The organism is Nostoc linckia z4, from assembly GCF_002608075.1.
In the GTDB taxonomy this organism is placed as follows: Bacteria; Cyanobacteriota; Cyanobacteriia; order Cyanobacteriales; family Nostocaceae; genus Nostoc; species Nostoc linckia.
Map to the genome: position 1 here is coordinate 35,094 of NZ_LAHA01000016.1, position 20,161 is coordinate 55,254.

Annotated in this window: 16 protein-coding genes and 1 pseudogene; 13 read left to right on the forward strand and 4 right to left on the reverse strand. The window is 43.6% G+C overall.

Annotated elements, in window-relative coordinates:
• Positions 1-337 precede the first annotated feature (337 nt).
• Positions 338-4,237: a beta strand repeat-containing protein gene (locus VF06_RS15455; protein ID WP_099066659.1), complete on the reverse strand. Its 3,900-nt coding sequence runs from the start codon at positions 4,235-4,237 to the stop codon at positions 338-340.
• 122 nt (positions 4,238-4,359) lie between these two features.
• On the opposite strand from VF06_RS15455, the gene VF06_RS42675 reads away from it, so the two are divergent.
• Positions 4,360-4,485, forward strand: a complete 126-nt coding sequence (locus tag VF06_RS42675; RefSeq protein ID WP_257207473.1) for a hypothetical protein — start codon at positions 4,360-4,362, stop codon at positions 4,483-4,485.
• A 64-nt stretch (positions 4,486-4,549) separates the two neighbouring features.
• Here VF06_RS42675 and VF06_RS15460 read toward each other — a convergent pair whose 3' ends face one another.
• Entirely contained in the window at positions 4,550-5,089 is a 540-nt protein-coding gene (locus VF06_RS15460; protein ID WP_099066658.1) for a hypothetical protein, read from the reverse strand.
• Positions 5,090-5,357: 268 nt separating this feature from the next.
• Complete coding sequence (locus VF06_RS15465; protein ID WP_099066657.1) at positions 5,358-5,726, reverse strand: hypothetical protein; 369 nt, start codon at positions 5,724-5,726, stop codon at positions 5,358-5,360.
• A gap of 493 nt (positions 5,727-6,219) precedes the next feature.
• Between VF06_RS15465 and VF06_RS15475 the strand changes: the two genes are divergently transcribed.
• The 10 genes from VF06_RS15475 (at position 6,220) to VF06_RS40815 (ending at position 18,276) form a co-directional block, all read left to right on the forward strand.
• Positions 6,220-7,599 carry a sensor histidine kinase gene (locus tag VF06_RS15475; RefSeq protein ID WP_099066655.1) on the forward strand — a complete coding sequence of 460 codons (1,380 nt, stop codon included), beginning with the start codon at positions 6,220-6,222 and terminating at the stop codon, positions 7,597-7,599.
• Positions 7,600-8,024: 425 nt separating this feature from the next.
• Positions 8,025-8,672 carry a response regulator gene (locus VF06_RS15480; protein WP_218963791.1) on the forward strand — a complete coding sequence of 216 codons (648 nt, stop codon included), beginning with the start codon at positions 8,025-8,027 and terminating at the stop codon, positions 8,670-8,672.
• A gap of 532 nt (positions 8,673-9,204) precedes the next feature.
• The gene (locus VF06_RS15485) at positions 9,205-10,674 is read left to right on the forward strand and encodes an efflux RND transporter periplasmic adaptor subunit (RefSeq protein ID WP_099066654.1); all 1,470 of its coding nucleotides are present in this window, start codon (positions 9,205-9,207) and stop codon (positions 10,672-10,674) included.
• A gap of 133 nt (positions 10,675-10,807) precedes the next feature.
• Positions 10,808-12,025: an ABC transporter permease gene (locus VF06_RS15490; RefSeq protein WP_099066653.1), complete on the forward strand. Its 1,218-nt coding sequence runs from the start codon at positions 10,808-10,810 to the stop codon at positions 12,023-12,025.
• 317 nt (positions 12,026-12,342) lie between these two features.
• Entirely contained in the window at positions 12,343-12,807 is a 465-nt protein-coding gene (locus tag VF06_RS15495; protein WP_099066652.1) for a CYTH domain-containing protein, read from the forward strand.
• A gap of 905 nt (positions 12,808-13,712) precedes the next feature.
• On the forward strand, positions 13,713-15,356 hold the full coding sequence (locus VF06_RS15500; protein ID WP_099066651.1) for an FAD-dependent oxidoreductase: 1,644 nt from the start codon (positions 13,713-13,715) through the stop codon (positions 15,354-15,356).
• Positions 15,353-15,748, forward strand: a complete 396-nt coding sequence (locus VF06_RS15505; protein WP_099066650.1) for a 4Fe-4S dicluster domain-containing protein — start codon at positions 15,353-15,355, stop codon at positions 15,746-15,748. The genes VF06_RS15500 and VF06_RS15505 overlap by 4 nt, the downstream gene beginning before the upstream one ends.
• 955 nt (positions 15,749-16,703) lie before the next feature.
• Entirely contained in the window at positions 16,704-16,910 is a 207-nt protein-coding gene (locus VF06_RS15510; protein ID WP_099066649.1) for a hypothetical protein, read from the forward strand.
• Positions 16,911-17,053: 143 nt separating this feature from the next.
• Positions 17,054-18,121, forward strand: a complete 1,068-nt coding sequence (namA, locus tag VF06_RS15515) for an NADPH dehydrogenase NamA (RefSeq protein ID WP_099066648.1) — start codon at positions 17,054-17,056, stop codon at positions 18,119-18,121.
• Complete coding sequence (locus VF06_RS40815) at positions 18,121-18,276, forward strand: hypothetical protein (RefSeq protein WP_180267273.1); 156 nt, start codon at positions 18,121-18,123, stop codon at positions 18,274-18,276. The genes namA and VF06_RS40815 overlap by 1 nt, the downstream gene beginning before the upstream one ends.
• A 221-nt stretch (positions 18,277-18,497) precedes the next feature.
• Here VF06_RS40815 and VF06_RS40820 read toward each other — a convergent pair whose 3' ends face one another.
• A complete protein-coding gene (locus VF06_RS40820; RefSeq protein ID WP_099066647.1) occupies positions 18,498-18,692 on the reverse strand; it encodes a hypothetical protein in 195 nt (64 codons plus the stop codon).
• On the opposite strand from VF06_RS40820, the pseudogene VF06_RS42680 reads away from it, so the two are divergent.
• Together VF06_RS42680 and psbA are read left to right on the forward strand one after the other, a co-directional pair.
• A pseudogene (locus VF06_RS42680) lies at positions 18,660-18,752 on the forward strand (Hsp20/alpha crystallin family protein); the annotation flags it as partial. The gene VF06_RS40820 and the pseudogene VF06_RS42680 overlap by 33 nt on opposite strands.
• 177 nt (positions 18,753-18,929) lie before the next feature.
• A complete protein-coding gene (gene psbA, locus VF06_RS15530) occupies positions 18,930-20,012 on the forward strand; it encodes a photosystem II q(b) protein (RefSeq protein WP_099066646.1) in 1,083 nt (360 codons plus the stop codon).
• Positions 20,013-20,161 lie beyond the last annotated feature (149 nt).

The following is a 20,161-nucleotide window of genomic DNA, read 5'->3' on the forward strand; positions in this document are numbered from 1 at the left end:
TAATCCCCCCTGACGCTGGGATTGCTTCCCTACACTGCGTTTCGGTCGCAATGACAATATCGGCGTTGCGTAAGTCTTATAATTAATGTTTATACTGTTTTTTAAGTAACAATTAGTACCGCTACTTAAAGATTGCACAAATTAACTTGGTGCAATTTCAATGCCATAAAGTTGCAACCCAATGCGATCGAGGTGCAAATCAATACATCAAAGTTGCAAGCCAATGCAACAAAGGTGCAGGTCAATGCAACTAAGGTGCAAGCCGATACAACAAAGGTGCAACCCGATGCAACTAAGATGCAGAGGGAGTGGGCAAACACTCACCCACCCAACACTCTTAAACAGAAACAAAGTTGCTTTGTGTCAGCGTCGTGGTATTAAAGCCAGTCAGCACTGCTAAAGTTTGATTGCCTAAGCTAATCTGATTGCCAGAGAAAGACAACTGACTAAAACTCAAACCAGACAAACCAATCTTGTCGCCCTCACCTAAACTAAAATCAGTAATCGTTTCCCGACCTGCGGCTTTCTCCAACACAAAAATATCGCTACCAGTACCGCCAGTTAAGTTATCATCTCCCTTGTCACCGTCGAGGAAATCGTTACCCGCACCACCAACAAGTAAATCTTGACCGTTACCACCAATTAGACTGTCGTTACCGTCACCGCCATAGAGTTTGTCATCACCGTTATCACCTTCGAGACGGTCATTACCAGCATCACCATACAATGTGTCTTGACCGTTACCGCCTAAAAGCTTATCGTTGCCAGTGTTGCCATAGAGTAAATCGTCACCATTGTCACCAACAAGGCAGTCATCGCCAGCATTGCCAGAAATGGTATCTTGAGCGTTAAGTCCATTAATGATGTCGTTACCAGATGTGCCATTGAGGTTATCGTTATTATTAGTGCCGTTGAGGTTGACCCCAACTGCTACCGTTACTGTTGCCACATCTGTGCCACCATTGCCATCGCTGAGGGTATAGTTAAAGCTGCCATTGCCAGTGAAACCTGCGGTGGGAGTAAATACGACATTGCCACTATTGTTGAGACTCACACTACCGTTAACAGCGTTACTCACAGCCGAGATGCTTAAAGTAGAACTGTCTACATCTGTATCGTTAGCTAACAAGGTAGTTGCCAACAGAGTTAATGGCGTATTTTGATTGGCGCTAACCGAGTCATCACCAGCTACAGGGGCATCGTTGACGGGTGTGACTGTGAGGTTAAAGGTAGTATTGGCACTAGCATTGCTGGTATCACTGGCAGTAACTTTGATGCTAATTGTGCCGTTATCTGGGTCGTCGGGTGTGCCGCTGAAGGTGCGGGTATTGGCATTGAAGCTTAACCAAGTGGGTAAGGGGTTGCCGTTAGCGAGGGTGGCGGTGTAAGTTAAGCTATCACCTGCATCGACATCAGCAAAGGTGTTGGCTGGAACGGTAAAACTGAAGAAGCCATCTTCTAAGGTTGTTTGGTTGGCAATGGCGTTGGCAACTGTGGGTGCATCGTTGACACCGTTGATGGTGAGGTTAACTGTGGCTGTGCTGGTGAGGCTACCATCGCTAATAGTATAAGTAAAGCTATCGTTGGCAGTAGCACTAACAGCCAAAGATTCAAATTGACCGTTAGGATTGTAGTTATAACTGCCGTCACTATTGAGAGTTAATAATGCCCCAGAAGCTAAGGTAATTTGATTACCCACATCAGCAGCATTACCGTTGACTGCACTAACAGTGAGAATATCACCTGTATCGGGGTCAGTATCGTTGGTGAGGACATTACCGTTAACAGCATTATCTTCATTTGTGGTTACGCTGTCGTTTGTAGCTGTTGGATTGTTATTTTGTACTTCGTAAGCTCCGATATCGACTGTGCCGCCACTAATGCGGTTAAAACCTGTTCCGCGTTGGTCGGTGGTGACACCAGGGGTAACAAGGGCGTTATTACCGGCGTTGATGGCGGCTGAACCTGCGACTAAGGCGTGGGTTTGGGTAGTACCACCGTTATTGGCGAGGGCAGCGATGACTTGGTTAATATTGGTGATGCCAGCCGAGGCAAAGGTGATGTCGCTACCTGTGCCGATGGTGCCGGATGCACCACTTAGGCTACCTATGAGGTTGTTGGCATTGCCTGTGACTGTACCGAAAATATCGTTACCATTATTACCAGCAATAATGGTGTTTCGAGCAGTAGTAGTTCCAGAAGCGGCAAATAATCCTCCACCATTGCCAGCAGTATTATTAGTAATAGTGCTACTAGTAAGAGTAACTACTCCCGCAACAATTAAACCACCGCCTGTGCTTGCTGTATTTCCAGAGATGGTACTGTTGGTGACAGTGAGTGTACCTTGACTGGCAATGCCGCCACCAAACGTCGTTGACGTATTGCCAGAGATAGTACTGTTGATGACGTTAACAGTGCCGCCCGTGTTGGCAATGCCGGCACCGCCAAAACCAAGGCCTGAACTGTTATTAGAGACAGTACTATCGGTTAAAACCAAACTAGCACCAGAGCTGATAGCAATGCCGCCACCGTTAGCCGAATTGCCATTAGCAATTGTCAGAGCATCAATTATGGCATCTGTACCTGCATTAGAAATGTTGAACACGCGGGAGGCATTGTTGCCACTGACAGTCAGTTGATTTGCCCCAGTTCCCTCAATGGTGACATCATCAGTAATTGTCAGTTGCCCAGATGTCAAGGTAATGGTGTCAGGGGTGGCATCGGTAAACACGCTACCTGCAAAGGTAATTGTATTTGCACCTGCTAGGGCATTGGCATTGAGGATGGCTTGCCGCAAGGAACCTTCACCAGAATCGTTGGTGTTGGTGACGACGGTATCGTTGGCGGCAATGGTGACGGTGGCGGTGTTATTTGTGCCGTCAACGGTGTAACCAGTACCCGTGTCGAGATTGAGTTTGAGGGTTTCGTCGGCTTCGGCTTGAATATCGTCGATCGCTGCTAGGTCAAGGTCAACAAAGCTTTGACCATCGGCAATGGTGACGGTTAAGGTATTGCCGGAAACGCTGACGCTACCACCACTGAGGGTATAGTCGCCAGTTGCAGCTGTGCTGCTGCCATCAATTGTGAGGTTGATGGTTAAAGCCCCTCCGGTGTCGCTACGGCTGACGCGATAAACGCCATTGCTACCGCCTTCGTTGGCTGTGGCTGTTTGGGCGGTGATACTGACATTGGAAGGAGTGGTGTTGAGCAACACTGAGATACTACCGTTACTATTTTGGTTTGCGGTCACCAAATCTGGCTTACCATCGCCGTTGAAATCCCCGACAGCTATACCTCTGTTAAAAGATGTCGTGGCAAAGTTAGTGGCTGCACCAAAGCTGCCATCCCCATTGCCCAACAGTACTGAGAGGTTGCCGGAACTAGTGTTTGTAACCGCCAGGTCAGAGAAGCCATCGCCGTTGAAGTCCCCGACGGCTATGCCTCTGGGTGAAATACCCACCGCAAAGTTCGTGGCTGTGCCAAAGGTGCCATTTCCATTGCCCAACAGCACCGAGATATTGTTAGAACCGTTATTTGTGGTCGCTAGGTCAGAGAAACCATCGCCATTAAAGTCTCCAATTGCCACGTTAGTGGGTCTAGTGCCCGCCGCATAGTTCGTGGCACTGCTAAAGGTGCCATCGCCATTGCCCAAAAGCACTGAGACATTATTGGTCAAGGTGTTTGGGGCTACCAGGTCAGAGATGCCATCGCCGTTGAAATCTCCAATCGCCACATGTTGAGGAAGATTAGTCACCGCATAGTTAGTGGCACTGCCAAAGGTACCATCCCCATTGCCCAATAGCACTGAGAGGTTGTTGTTACTAAAGTTTGAAGTCACCAGATCGGAGAAGCCATCGCCATTGAAATCTCCAATTGCCACATGTTGGGCACCACCACCAGCGCTAATGCTACTAGCTGTACCAAAGGTGCCATTCCCATTGCCCAATAGCAATGAGAGGGTGGGAAAACCACTGTTTGCAGTCACTAGGTCAGAGATGCCATCGCCGTTGAAATCCCCAATGGCCACGGATGATGGTGGTTGTATCGCGTTAAAGTTAGTGGCTGTGCCAAAGGTGCCATCCCCATTGCCCAAAAGCACCGAGACATTAGTGGAAGTGTTACTTGAGGTCACTAGGTCAGAGATGCCATCGCCGTTGAAGTCCCCAACTGTTACGGTAAGGGGATTAGGTGCCACCCCATAGTTAACGGCTGGGTCAAATGAAGCTGGGTTAGTCATAAATCCTCCAAAAGAGTGTGATGTGTTTAATCGGTAGGAGCAAAAGTTTTGCTCTCAGTGAAGTTGGCTAGAAAAACAAGCTCTATAAAGGCTTCACCATTGCCATATTTAGGGAAAATTTCATGAAGCAAGTAGTCGATTATTCAGCAAGGAAAGCGATCGCTGCATCGAATAGTGATACTTGTGTTGGCGAGTTTCGACTACTTCGACTGCGCTCAGTACAAGTTCGCTCAACTCTCGATCTCTGAGTTGGTTGAGCGAAGTCGAAACCAACGGCGGCGGTATATTTATTGCTGTAAATCGCTTTAAAAATCAATTAGGTTTGATTTGTTGCCCAGAGAAATTGAACGTTCCTACAGGCGCGACATTATTTAACAACGGATTAGCATTGAGGTTGAAAAGGCGTAGCGTAATAGTCCCTTGTACTGTCTGCGTTTGGGGATTAAAGGTAGCTTGGTAGTCGGCGCGGCCAATGCTACCGGCTCCTGCACTTCCAGGAAAAGCAAAGGTGATAGACCTAGCACTGACTTTAGTTTTGCCATTACACTTCCAAGCGCCTTGTCCGCTAGTAAAGGGATTGAAGACGTTAGTAACACCGCCTTGATTGGAGTCAGTGACAAAAAAGTTACCATCTGCGGTCAGTGTTATAACTCCACGAGAGGAGACGCTTTTATCTGCGTTGAAGATTGTTGTTAGATAAGCACCAGTGACATTAAGGCGACAAGGTGCTGTATTTGCTAGAGTTGCGGGTACGGTGAAGTCGTTACTCCTAGCAACGTTAGGACTAGCAAGTAAGGTGCTTGCTAAAACTGAACTAAACAATAAAGTATTGCCAAACGATATTTTATTCATTGTCAGGTTAGGTAATTACGTAAATTTTGCTGTGGCAAGACGGATTATATAGCGATCGCCCCAATTGCCGCATCGGACAAAGATCCAAGTTTTGACTAGGATCTTTGTCCTATATAAGTGTTAGTTATATATATTTGTAGTGTTAAAATTTTGCTGACGAATGACAAGTGATAGAGAGTTTTGCAGGGTTCTCATCTATAGAAAAAAGCGATCGCACAAGTCATGTCAAATGCGATCGCTCACTTAAAATGCGTTAATTTTACTTAGCTCATGATGTAACTGACTTTTTGCGGCTAGGACGCTTGTACTCCGATTTTTTCTTCAATCCTACTGCTTGGGCTTGGTCGCTATCCAATCCATATTGTCCGCGCACAACTTCTTTCATTGCTAATACCGCATTGTGAAATTCCCATTCTGCTAATCGTGCAGCATCAGCCGCAGCACGGTATAAAGTTTGTTTTTCGGTTTCGGCTTGTTGCTGGGCTAACATAGCTTGATAAGCTTGCTGTAATTTGGCAGCAGAGGCATCAGCACGGTTAGTTTCATAAGTATTGATGGTTTGTAAACCGTGCCATGAACTTACATCTTCACTAATTAATTGCGGGCGCAAACGGCGTGTTGTATTTTGGGTGGTCATATTACCATACTGTTGTCAGTTATGTATTTAATGTACCCATTGCCACTTTAAAGCTATCAGTAAGATGAAAGATTCATAGCAGTTTTCATTTCTATGAAGTAGAGACGTAGCAATGCTACGTCTCTACAGGGTTTTCGGGTAACTGCTGTAATACAACAAAAGTGTAGATTAGTGCAACTTTGTTGCAAGTCGATGCAACAAAGGTGTAAATCAAAGCATCAAAGTTGCAACTCGATGCAACAAAGGTGCAAATCAAAGCATTAAAGTTGCAACTCAATGCAACAAAGGTGTAAATCAAAGCATCAAAGTTGCAACTCAATGCAACAAAAGTGTAAATCAAAGCATTTAGTATATGTAGGGTGCGTTATGGCATAGCCTAAGCCACCAAAACCTTCAGATGGTGCCGTACCCTCAGCAGTAACGCACTCTACTAGACTATTGAAGTGATATCACTTAATTTGTCGCCAGATATAAATCTTTAAGAGAATAAGTAATGACTTTGATTCTAACTGTTCTAAGTATAGTTGCTGGCATTATCCTATATATTGGTTTTTTACACTTGCTAATTGCCTCTGGGCGATTAAAACCTGCACTAAACTTCTGCTTTGGGTTAACCTGCTTGGTATCTTTTGGTTATCTTTTGGCTCTTATAGCCCAATATAAAGCCATGAATGTAGACGATTACATAAATGCCAGAAAAATGCTAACTTCTTTCGGCTATATTTACGGCATTACTACTGCTTGGCTTGTGTCTCTATATACAAATTTTAATTCAGTGCGTTTAATTGTAGTACTCAATAGCCTGTACTTCATCAGCCTGTTAATCAACCAAATTTCTCCTACAGGGATTCTCTACTCTCATATCAGCAACCTATCAAGTATTTCTTTGCCTTGGGGCGAATCCATTCCTCACCCAGAAGGTACACTCAATCCCCTATTTAGTTTGCAATTATTAGCTTTGAGCGGTAATATTATTTTCCTTTTTTCTGCCTGTTACCTTCAATATCGGCGCGGCGAGAAGCAAGCAGCACTCACTCTCGGAATAAGTTTGGCAATTTTAATAGCCACTGTTCAACACGACCGCCTAGTAGATTTGGGAAAGATCCAATTTGTATACCTGTCTGAGTTTGGATTTATGTCCTTCATCATAATTATGAGTTTACGCTTATCCAAAGATTTAATCCAAGCGGTGAAACTACAAGAACAATTGCAAGAAAGCGAACGGCTACGAAAAATTGCGGTGGAAGTCGAGCGAAATCGCCTCGCCCGCGACTTACACGATTCAGTATCGCAGACATTGTTTACTGTAGCGACCATTGCCGAAGCTTTACCTAGAGTTTGGAAACGCAACCCAGACATAGCCCAACAAGGATTAGAGGAACTCGCCCAACTCACACAAGGGGCATTAGCAGAGATGCGAAATTTACTAATCGAGTTACGTCCCGATGGTTTAGCAGACAAAGCATTAGGTGAATTAATAAAGCAGCTAACCAAGGCAATTTCTGGACGAGCAAGTTTACAGGTAACAACAATTGTAGAAGGCGATTTACCTTTATCTAGTGAGGTAAAGCTTGTTTTCTACCGGATTACTCAAGAAGCACTGAATAATATTATTAAACATGCCCAAGCAACGCAAGTATCAGTTAGCCTTAACTGCGATTCCCAAAAGATAGTCTTGCGTATCAGCGATAATGGCTGTGGTTTTGACCTCACACAGATACCGATATCATCTGGCCATTTGGGAATAGCAATTATGAAAGAACGAGCTGATTCCATTGGCGCTAATTTCCATTTGTCAAGCTATTTAGGAAGGGGGACTGAGATTTCTCTAAGTTGCTCAACCCCTATCTTGAAAATAGGGAATCAAGAATAGAAAATTGATAATTGGGAATCAGGCATTAGACTGGGCACAAATAAACTTAACTAGATACAACCGACATTTTTGCTTTTTTATTGCTCAATAGTAAGGTTTTTAGACACATTTACTTTTCGTAATATAGTTCACTTCAATTCATATAAGTTTGTTTTTCCGCTTTTATTCTCCGTTTCTTATTCCCTATTTCCTTACTTTTACAGAAGAATTGTCCTAACTGGCCCGATCGCAATATAGTTATATTTATTTAACTTGACTTAATTTAGAAAAGACGCATTATGATTCATAATTGTAAATTTTTATATTATTCATTGGTAACAAATAAAAATTAAAGATTAAGAATTTTGTCTAAAAAATTAATGATGGAATAATACAAAATAATATCCATGTATTAAAAAAATACTATTAAAAGCCCGGATTTAAATATGGAAACAAATAAATTGGTCAAACCAATTCGGGTGATAACTGTTGACGATCATCAAATCTTGCGGGGAGGTATTAAATTTCTCTTGCTAGCCTTTGATGACATTGAGTTAGTGGGGGAAGCGGGTAATGGAGATGAAGCAGTACGTCTTTGCGAAAACTTGCAACCAGATGTAGTGCTGATGGATTTGATGATGATCGGGATGAATGGGGCGGAAGTAACAAAAGTTATCCGTAAAAAATACCCAAAAATTCAGGTTTTAATTTTGACCAGTTTTCTAGACAAGGGCTTGATACAGAAAGCAATGCAAGCTGGAGCCATCGGCTACTTGCTCAAGGGTGTCTCGATTGATGAGTTAGCAGATGCCATACGTTCTGCTGCCATTGGTAGATCTATTTTGGCAGCAGAGGTGATTCAGGCTCTGCTGCAACCAACTCAACCATCATCCCCTCCTGTATATGAACTGAGCAGGCGACAGGCAGAGGTGTTAACACTTTTGGCTTTAGGATTGAGTAATGAAGCGATCGCTCAACGAATGAAATTGAGTCCTTCTACCATTAGACATCATGTTAGTCAGGTACTAAATAAATTAGGAGCAACCAACCGCACGGAAGCTGCCACTAGGGCGGTGCGAGTTGGATGTGTTTAACCGCGTTTTGTGGCTTTAGATAAAGAAAAAGAAAATTAATTGTAGAGACGTAGCAGTGCTACGTCTCTACTTTTTGCAGAAATCGGGAAAAGGGGAAGGGGAAAGGGGAAAAGGTTTGGTATTATTTTCCCTTTCCCCTTTAACCTTTTCCCTTTCCCCTTTAACCTTTCCCCTTTCCCCTTTAACCTTTCCCCTTTCCCCTTTAACCTTTCCCCTTTCCCCTTTAACCTTTCCCCTTTCCCCTTTAACCTTTCCCCTTTCCCCTTTAACCTTTTCCCTTTCCCCTTTAACCTTTCCCCTTTAACCTTTCCCCTTTGATATTAGTGGCAAAAGTCATCCATTCAGGTGAAGGCATACACACATACTAATGCCTAGTATGAAGTAAAATTAAGCAACTATGAAGCTTATTATGCGTCTAGTTGTTAGTAGATTTATCAAGATTTCATAGCAAACCTTTAACAACTCCTGATTCTGCACTTGTCCTCTAACTAAAGGCTACTCCCACACGGCAATCATCATAGGCTCTTATTGTATGGCTACGAACATAGAAATTCCAGTTATTGGCAAAGTTAAGTATCCATTACGCTGGCTAATTGGGCTGATGGCGGGGGGCGCTTTGGTTGTGGGTATTGTTGCAAACTTTACTCTGCTAAATCAAGGCACAAACCAAGAAGACATCGATCGCTTAACTGTGCCAGTGTCAGCGCAAAACGTAACGTTACGGATAACGGCTAGCGGGAAAGTCGTTCCAGTTCAAAGTGTAAATATTAGTCCCAAGAATCCTGGCGTGCTGTCGCAATTGTACGTGGAACAAGGCGATCGCGTCCAAAAAGGACAAATTCTCGCCCGTATGGATAGCGCCAGCATTGAGGCACAAAAAAGCCAGTATCTTGCTAACTTAGCCCAAAATCAAGCACAGTTAGCCCAAGCCGTTGCTGGTAATCGTCCTCAAGAAATTGCCCAAGCCAGGGCGCGATTAGCCCAAGCCCAAGCCCAGTTAACCCAAGCTCGTGTGGGTAATCGTCCCCAAGAAATTGCCCAAGCTCAAGCCCAAGTAGATGCAGCTCAAGCAAGAGTGAATTACACCACAGAACAAGTCAAGCGTTATCAATATCTATATAAAGAAGGCGCAGAGAGAAAACAATTACTCGATCAAGCCATCAGCGATGACAAAAGCGCCAAAGCCAATTTAGAAGAAGCGAAAAAACGATTGTCCTTAGTCCAAAGTGGTTCTCGTAGTGAAGAAATCGCCCAACGTCAAGCAGCCGTTAATGAAGCCCGCGCCGCATTGGTACTCTTAGAAGATGGCACTCGTCCTGAAGAAATTGCTCAACGCCAAGCAGCTGTGGCATCAGCAGAAGCTCAATTGAAAGGCGTACAAGTGCAGTTAGAAGATACAATTATTCGCGCTCCCTTTTCGGGAATTGTCACCCAAAAGTACGCTAACGTTGGAGCCTTTGTCACCCCCACAACTTCAGCTTCTACCAGTGCTTCAGCAACTTCCAGTTCCATTGTCGCCGTAGCAAAGGGCTTAGAAATATTAGCTCAAGTTCCCGAAGCCGATATTGGCAGAATCAAACCCGGACAGCAAGTGGAAATTGTCGCCGATGCTTATCCAGAACAAGTTTTTAAAGGACGCGTGCGCTTGATTGCCCCCGAAGCAGTGGTTGAACAAGGTGTGACATCCTTTCAGGTACGCGTTGCTCTCGATACTGGCATAGATAAACTGCGTTCTGGCTTAAATGTGGATCTGACTTTTTTAGGCGATCGCGTGAATAATGCCTTAGTATTACCAACAGTTTCCATCGTCACCGAAAAAGGTAGAACAGGCGTACTCGTACCAGATGAAAACAATAGACCCCAATTCCGCGAAGTCACCATTGGCGCACAAATCAAAGACCAAACGCAGATTTTAGGAGGAGTCAAACAAGGCGATCGCATTTTTGTCAACCCACCCAGGGATTACAAATTTGAAAAAGCCCAAGAACAGGAAAATCAATAATCTCAAATAGGGGGTGGGAAGATGAGGGAGATGAGGGAGACAAGGGGACAAGGAGAATAACTCCTAACTCTTCACTCCTAACTCTTCACTCCTAACTCCTAACTCATCAATCAACTTTTAATCCAAAATTGATATGAATTTTTTAGAAAGCGTGCAAATGGCAGGGAAAACCCTGTTATCAAATAAGTTGCGTAGTGCCCTGACAATGCTGGGTATTGTTATTGGTAATGCTTCAGTAATTGCCATGATTGGGATTGGTGAAGGTGGGCAAAAATTCGTTCAAAAACAACTAGAATCATTAGGGCCAAATGTGTTGTTTGTGATTCCAGGAAATCGAGAGACTCAACGGATTTCCTTTGAAGTGCCGAAAAATTTGGTATTGCAAGATGCTGAGGCCATCGCCTCTCAGGTTCCAACAGTCATAGGAGTTGCACCTGAGTTAAATCGAAGGCAAGTAATTACTTATCGCAATCGAAATACTGACGTTAATATTATTGGCACAACTCCCAGTTTTTTATCGGTGCGGGATTTTGAAACTGATAAGGGTAGATTTTTCAGTGAAGTAGATATCAAGCGCAGCAATCAAGTTGTTGTATTAGGTGCAGATTTAGCAGAAAAATTATTTGGTAATAGTAATCCCACTGGTCAGCAATTGCGAATTGGCAATACTAGCTTTCAAGTAATTGGCACATTAATAGCCAAAGGTTCCAGTGTGGGAGCAGATTATGATGAAGCTGCTTTAATACCGATTACAACCTCTGCAAATCGGCTTGTGGGAAAGAATTCTCCCTATGGAATTGCTTTAGATTACCTCGTGGCTGCTGCTCGTGATGGTGATAGTGTCGATGCAGCAGAGTTTCAAATTACGAATTTGCTACGTCTGCGACACAAAATTAATGGTGAAGATGACTTTACGATTCGCACCCAAAAAGATGCTTTGCAAACTGTAGGTCAAATTACAGGTGCATTGACAATTATGTTAGCAGCGATCGCAGCTATATCGCTGTTTGTCGGCGGTATTGGGATCATGAATATTATGTTGGTTTCCGTCACCGAACGCACCCAAGAAATCGGATTGAGAAAAGCGATCGGGGCAACAGAGCAAGATATTTTGCTACAGTTCATCATTGAAGCGGTAATAGTTTCTGCTGCTGGCGGTTTAGTTGGGACTGCCGTTGGTGTCAGTGGTATTCTTTTAGTGTCAGCTTTAACACCATTAGACGCAGGTATTTCTACGGTGGCGATCGCAACTGCTGTGGGTGTTTCCGGCGGTATTGGTTTATTCTTTGGCGTCGTTCCCGCACGTCGCGCTGCTAAGCTCGACCCCATCGTTGCATTAAGAAGCGCTTAATCTTTTCAATTGCTTTGAAATAAACAAATAAATATTTAGTAGATAAATAATCTTTAAAATAAACTAAGTAGATAGTCATGATTAAATCTAAGATGTCATTGCGAGCGAAGCGAAGCAATCGCAAAGTCTCTGGGATTGCTTCGCTTCGCTCTCTACGAGACGCTACGCGAACGCAATGACAGAACATATTATATTTATTTATGTCCATCTACTTATAGCAAACCCAAATAATTTGTGAAATATTACATGTTATAGTTTTTGACTGTCAACAATCAACAGTCAACAATCAACAAATTCGCTATTGGAAATTCAATCAAATGGCCAAAGAAATAGAGCGCAAATATTTAGTAATTGGAGATGAATGGAGACATTTAGCTAAAGGTAGTGTTTATCGTCAGGGATATATTCCCACACAAGATCGAGTCACTGTGCGTGTACGTATCGTGGGAGAACAAGGTTATTTAACAATCAAAGGCCCTACTGTTCAATACTCAAGATTAGAGTTTGAGTATCCCATTCCTGTTGAAGATGCTCAAGAAATGCTTGAGACATTGTGTCAACGTCCATTTATCGAAAAAATTAGATATCAGATACAGTCAGGTGGTTTGATTTGGGAAATAGATGAATTTGAAGGTGTTAACAAAGGATTAATATTAGCAGAAGTTGAACTCAGCGACGAAAATCAACAAATTGAACTACCAGCCTGGATAGGGAAAGAAGTTTCTGATGATTCCAGATATTACAACAGTAATTTAGTAAAATATCCTTTTTCACAATGGTAATTAGTTGACAGTTGGCTGTTAACTGTCAAAGTCATATAGGACTCCTATTTGATTTTTGAACAAGATTCAGTACACATCTATACCCTTCTTTTCTGTTCCCTGTTCCCTATTCCCTGTTCCCTACCTACGCAGATAATTTCAGGAATCAAATCGGATTACTATAATACCAATTGTCTATAAAATTCCCCTAAATAAAATAAATTGAATACAGGAATTAGTATCTATAGTGTCTGTAGTAGCGTGTCAAGGCTAAAATAGTGCATTAGCTTGACTCTTGTGGGATGGGCGTCTCGCCCGTCCTGGGCGGGCTAGAGAGCATTTATGAAAAATATATATCCCTTTATTATTTCTTACCTTTGCGTCCTACCCTACGGGAAGCCACTGACGCTCCTTCTCTGCGAGACGCTGCGCGAACGTCGCTACCGCTTCGCTAATGTGTCTATGCGTCCTTAGCGGTTCGTTTCCTTATCTACATTTTTCACGAATCAAATAGGCTCTAAAGATGCTCTTTTAATATAAAGTGCTAAATTCTGTTAGCGTAGCTCGTTCTGAATTCTGAGTTCTTCTTTCATATCATTTCTTTGTCAGGCTGCGCTCAATTTTCTTAACTTATATTAATAAAATTTTTAACTGCCTCTTGTTTTTTAGCACAATCTATGCAAATCTCATATATGTATAATACGGTAAATTGATTGATTTACCGTATTTTTAAGCTAAAAATTGAGTAAGTAAACTAATAAACTCAAATTTAATTTCTTGAGAGCATGTCTGGAACTGGAGATTGGGGAGCAGAGGAGCAAAGGGGCACAGGGGAAGTTGTAGTAGGTCTTTCCCCTATGCCTGCCATTTCCTCTACACCCCATTTTCTTTTTCCGGGCCAATCCCTAAAATTGAGGAGATAAATCGTGAGTACAAATTTATCTGAGTCAGGCAGTTCTAGCACTTTTTCCCAACTTAATTTAGAGGCTGATGTTCTAGTTATTGGGGGCGGGCCGTCAGCTACTTGGGCGGCTTGGAATGCTGCTGTCCAAGGGGCAAAAGTCATACTAGTAGATAAAGGCTATTGCGGTACTAGTGGAGCAACAGCACCTTCTGGTACTGGTGTTTGGTATGTACCTCCCGATCCACAACAACGAGAAGAGGCGATGGCTAGCCGGGAAGCTTTAGGAGGTTTTTTGTCAGAACGCTCTTGGATGGAGCGTGTATTGGATCAAACTTATACAAATCTGAATCAACTATCAGACTGGGGCTATCCATTTCCTGTGGACGATCGAGGTCGTCCCCATCGGCGATCGCTCCAGCAAGCTCATGATTATATGCGCCTGATGCGTAAAAAAATCACCAAAGCAGGCGTGAAAATACTCGACCACAGTCCGGCTTTAGAATTACTGGTAGATGCAGCAGGGGCAGTTGCCGGAGCGCGGGGCATTTGTCGCCAAACAGGCGAACGCTGGCAAGTGAAGTCTGGAGCAGTGGTAATTGCTACTGGTGGTTGTGCCTTCCTAAGTAAAGCTTTAGGCTGTAACGTCCTCACTGGAGATGGTTATTTGATGGCGGCGGAAGCTGGTGCCGAAATGTCAGGGATGGAATTTTCCAATGCTTACGCTTTATCACCAGCTTTTTCCTCAGTTACCAAAGGAGCTTATTATCGTTGGGCAACCTTTTACTACGAAGATGGTACAGAAATAGAAGGTGCTGGTTCCCAAAGAGGGCGATCGATTATTGCCCGTACCCTACTCACCCAATCGGTTTATGCGCGTTTGGACAAAGCAACTCCTGAAATTGAAGCTATGTTGCGGACTATCCAACATAACTTCTTATTGCCATTCGATCGCATGGGTATTAATCCCTTCACCCAACTTTTTCCTGTGACTCTGCGTTTGGAGGGAACAGTACGCGGTACGGGTGGAATCCGGATTGTTGATTATACCTGCGCTACCAGCGTACCCGGACTTTATGCTGCTGGTGATGCTGCAACACGAGAATTAATTTGTGGTGGCTTTACCGGCGGTGGAAGCCATAACGCTGCTTGGGCAACCTCTTCAGGATATTGGGCAGGTGAAGCCGCAGCAAACTACGCCCGCGAACTAGGAACCAAAGCCAATCAACGTTCCGTAAGAGGACTGGGAGAAGTTGGCATAGCTTCTCAAAACAGCAGCAATAACAGTTTTGTTCCTTCAGAAGTGACTAAAGCAGTCCAAGCTGAAGTATTCCCCTACGATCGCAACCTCTTCCGCACCGAAAAAGGATTGACAGAATCCCTCAGTCGCTTACATCAGTTGTGGAAAGAAATCCGCAACACCCAAGCAGTACCAGAAAACCAAGCCGTCCAAGCTAGAGAAGCCACTGCAATGCTAGCCACAGCCCGGTGGATGTACGCTAGCGCCCTCGAACGCAAAGAAACTCGCGGAATGCACAAACATCTAGACTATCCACAGCAAGACCCGAACCAATACCACCGCTTACTTAGTGGTGGTCTAGATCGAGTCTGGGTCAAGCCCCAAAAATTACAAACTGCTGTTAAGGAAAAGGAGTTAGTAACGCTGTGATTGAACTAGTTAGTGAATCTCGCTGTATTCAATGTAATATTTGCGTTTCCGCCTGCCCCACCAACGTTTTTGACAAAGTACCAGACGGCCCACCCAGAATTGCTCGTAAAAGCGACTGCCAAACCTGCTTTATGTGTGAGTTGTATTGTCCAGCCGATGCCCTCTTCGTTGCCCCACAGGCAGATGAGTCCGTCTCTGTTGACGAACAAACCCTGATAGAAGCAGGCTTTTTAGGTGGATATCGCGAAACCTTAGGCTGGAAACCCGGTGGTACTCCAGCAGGCTTGAGAGAACAATCTCCCCGGATGTTTATTGGTCGGAGCAATTTACCAACGGATTCTCAAGGCAGAATTCTACCTTGGAGTAGCCAGCCCAATTCCCAATCCAACTAAGGGACTCAAAATATTCCATAGAAGATTGTTCACTGTTAACTGTTAACTGTAGAACGTCAATAGTTAACCTTTCTCCTATGGTCGCCGCTACGCGGAGTGTCCCGGAGGGAAGTGGTACGACTTTGCTCAGGGTCAACGCATTAACTGGAATATTTATTTTTTGGAATTCCCTGAGTACAGTCCATCATCAATAGACTTCTAACAGGAGTGGGGAAAAGGGTAATGGGTAAAGGGGAAAGGGCAAATAAAAACCCTTTTCCCTTTCCCCCCCATGAGCAAAAGTAACTTTTGCAAAAGGTCTAATATGATTTACGCAAGTTTGCTTGTTGAGACTAGGTGTCAGGATTTTGAACACTCACATCATATCCGCCTAATCACTTATCAACAGGAGAGAAAAAATTTTGTTCTCATTAATCAAATCAAGAGTTTTTAATTATAGCATTGATTTTTAATGATTTGAAAATTGATAACTATTGCCGCAATAATAATTATTAGTTTTTAAAGCAATAAAATAGGCTAATTAATAATTGCAATATTCTGAACTTACCAATTTATTAATTTATTAAGGAGATTTTCAAATTTAGTTATTATCAATACTACATTATGAGATTAATTAACTGTAACCTGAATAATCAGGATGAAGGCAAGCAAAGATTTTTTTAACTTTTGATTCAGGCTCAAAAGCTATCCCTTAATGTATTTTGATTGGTTTTATTTTATTTAATCAGACCAAAAAAGCTGGAATCATTGATACTAAACTTCTTCATTGCTTTCATGCTTAATAAATTTCACCTTTAGAAAAAGATTACGCATATTAAATTAACGGGCTAGTGAGATTTTTGCTAGTAAAAATCAGTAAAGCTTATTTAATATTTAAGTCTAACTAAGCAAGCTCATATAGGTTGTCTCAAAAAGGTGAATTTGCAACACACCGAATATTACTGGAGAAAAACCAATGTTCTTTGGACAATTTGAAAGAGAATGTTTATATGGAGAAATTTGGTCAGTTTGGCAAACAACCAAATTACCAGAACATCTACAGATGTTGGCAGATCAAGAGCAGATAAAATACGATATCTGGGAATTGCCAAGCCAAAACCCTGACGCTGAGACTACTCCCACCAGTGGCAATGGCGCTTCTAATACAACAAAGCAAAAGTAAAACTGAGTAAGCACTTAAAATTATCCCTTTGTCTCCCTTATCTTCCTTATCTTCCTTGTCCCCCTTATTTCCCCATCTCCCCCTCCCCCTCACACACTGCAAACCTATTGAGCATCACATAGCAAGAGAAGGAATCAATAACGATGCCACAGCTGTTTGAACCATTCAGGATTCGTGAAGTTACTTTTCGCAATCGCATCGCTGTTTCACCGATGTGTCAATATTCAAGTACAAATGGATATGCCAACGATTGGCATATGATACATTTGGCTTCTCGTGCAGTTGGCGGTGCAGGTATAGTGCTAACAGAAGCAGCAGCTGTAGAACCACGTGGACGCATCAGCCCACAAGATTTGGGCATTTGGTCAGATTCACACATCCAAACTTTAGCTAGGATTGTGGGATTGATTCACAACTTTGGAGCGGTTGCAGGTATCCAACTTGCTCATGCAGGTAGAAAGGCTAGCACCGCCAAACCGAGTAAGGGAGGAAAAGTACTCGATGAATCTCAGGAAGGTTGGCGTCCCTTGGTTTCCAGCAGTGCGATCGCTTTTAGCAAAGATAGCCCTGTGCCTGAAGCCCTAACTATTGAAGGAATTAAAGAAGTTATTGACGCCTTTATCCAAGCTGCTAAACGTTCTCTGCAAGCTGGCTTCAAAGTTGTTGAAATCCACGCAGCCCACGGTTACCTAATACACCAGTTTCTCTCACCCCTTTCTAACCACCGTGAAGATGATTATGGTGGTAGCTTTGAAAACCGTACTCGTTTGTTAATAGAAGTCGTTCAAGGAATCCGAGAGGTTTGGCCTCAAACACATCCACTTTGGGTACGGATTTCTGCCACTGACTGGGTAGACAAGGGTTGGGATATTGAGCAAAGTATCGCTTTAAGTGACAAACTTAAGTCTCTGGGAGTCGATCTCATCGATACTTCATCAGGAGGCATCATACCGGGGATTAACATCCCAGTTAAACCTGGTTATCAAACTCAATTTGCCGAACGCATCCGCCGTGAAGCTAATATCTACACGGGAGCCGTAGGGTTAATTACATCTCCAGAACAAGCTGACGAACTGATTCGTACAGAATCAGCTGATGTAGTCCTGTTGGGACGTGAATTACTCCGCAACCCTTACTGGCCACATCTGGCGGCCAAAAAACTCGGACACGATAAACTTTGGCCTATCCAATACGACCGTGCTTGGCTGTAATGGGGCATTGGGCATTGGGCATTGGGCATTGGGCATTGGGCATTGAAAGCAGACAAGGGAGACAAGGGCGACAAGGTAGCAATCTTAAGACTTACGCAAGGAATATTTTGTCATTGCGACTGGAACATAGTGTAGGGAAGCAATCCCAGCGTTAACGGGGATTACTTCACTATCCTTTGTGATGACGAAATTACGTTATTTTTGCGTAAGTCCTCAATCTTTCTCCCTCATTTTCCCATGCCCAATGCCCAACCTCAATAAATAATCTGGCTGCGTAATACCAATTTAATGTAAAGCTGCACTAAATGAGTAACTCTCTATTCTTTGCGCTCTTGGCGTACTTGGCGGTGGGTGAACGAAATTTTGTGTGGGATTTCTAGCTAAGTATCCAAAAAATTACCCTCCACACTCCCCACACTCCCCACACTTCCCACACTTCCCACACTCCCCACACTCCCCACACTCCCCACACCTTTTTTCGCTCACCCCTTGGCGGTAGCCTCTGTCTTGCCGCTTTGCGTTTACGTTTAATATTCAGTGCATCGCAGATTATAAAGATGGTATCTTGCACCTGACATTACCTAAAACTGAGCAAGAAAAGAACAAAGTTGTCAAAATTAACCTCTCATAAGCTTTGTTAAATTGCTTGCGATCGCCACTTGTTAACTTAAATAAGCAAAACTTATTTTTAATATAAGTTTTACTATCTTTACAAAACTTGATTAAATTACGTAAAGCAATGTAAATTATATCCACAGGCGAAAACAAACCGCCTACTTGATTTGTTCAAAAACGCAATCATAAAACAATGACAGCAACCATTCAACAGCGCCAAAGCGCCAACGTATGGGATCGCTTCGCCAACTGGATAACCAGCACCAACAACCGCTTATACATCGGTTGGTTCGGCGTCCTGATGATCCCCACCTTACTAGCAGCAACAGCTTGCTTCGTAATCGCCTTCATCGCAGCACCACCAGTAGACATCGACGGCATCCGCGAACCAGTAGCAGGTTCCTTACTCTACGGAAACAACATCATCTCCGGAGCAGTAGTACCATCTTCCAACGCCATTGGTTTACACTTCTACCCAATTTGGGAAGCAGCATCATTAGATGAATGGCTTTACAACGGTGGCCCATACCAATTGGTAATTTTCCACTTCCTGATTGGCGTATTCTGCTACTTAGGTCGTGAGTGGGAACTATCTTACCGCTTGGGAATGCGTCCTTGGATCTGCCTAGCGTTCTCCGCACCAGTAGCAGCAGCAACAGCAGTATTCTTGATTTACCCCATCGGACAAGGTTCCTTCTCTGACGGTATGCCCTTGGGAATCTCTGGAACCTTCAACTTCATGATCGTGTTCCAAGCAGAACACAACATCTTGATGCACCCCTTCCACATGTTAGGTGTGGCTGGCGTATTCGGCGGTTCTTTATTCTCTGCAATGCACGGTTCTCTAGTAACCTCTTCCTTAGTACGTGAAACCACCGAAAGCGAATCACAAAACTACGGATACAAATTCGGTCAAGAAGAAGAAACCTACAACATCGTTGCAGCACACGGTTACTTCGGTCGCTTGATTTTCCAATACGCTTCTTTCAACAACAGCCGTTCCTTGCACTTCTTCCTAGCTGCATGGCCTGTAATCGGCATCTGGTTCACCGCCTTGGGTGTAAGCACAATGGCTTTCAACCTCAACGGTTTCAACTTCAACCAGTCCATCATCGACTCTCAAGGTCGCGTCATCAACACCTGGGCTGACATCATCAACCGTGCAAACCTGGGTATGGAAGTAATGCACGAGCGTAACGCTCACAACTTCCCCTTAGACTTGGCATCTGCCGAAGCGGCTCCTGTTGCAATCAGCGCTCCTGCTATCAACGGTTAATCGTTGCCTTAGTCAACTGAACTGAAAATTAAATAGAATCAAAAGCGCTCTCCATCAAGGAGGGCGCTTTTTATACTCAGAAATTACGCACAGGCAACGGAAAATCTAACCACAGAGGACGCAGCAAAAAGTCGGAGCTTCCGGCGTAC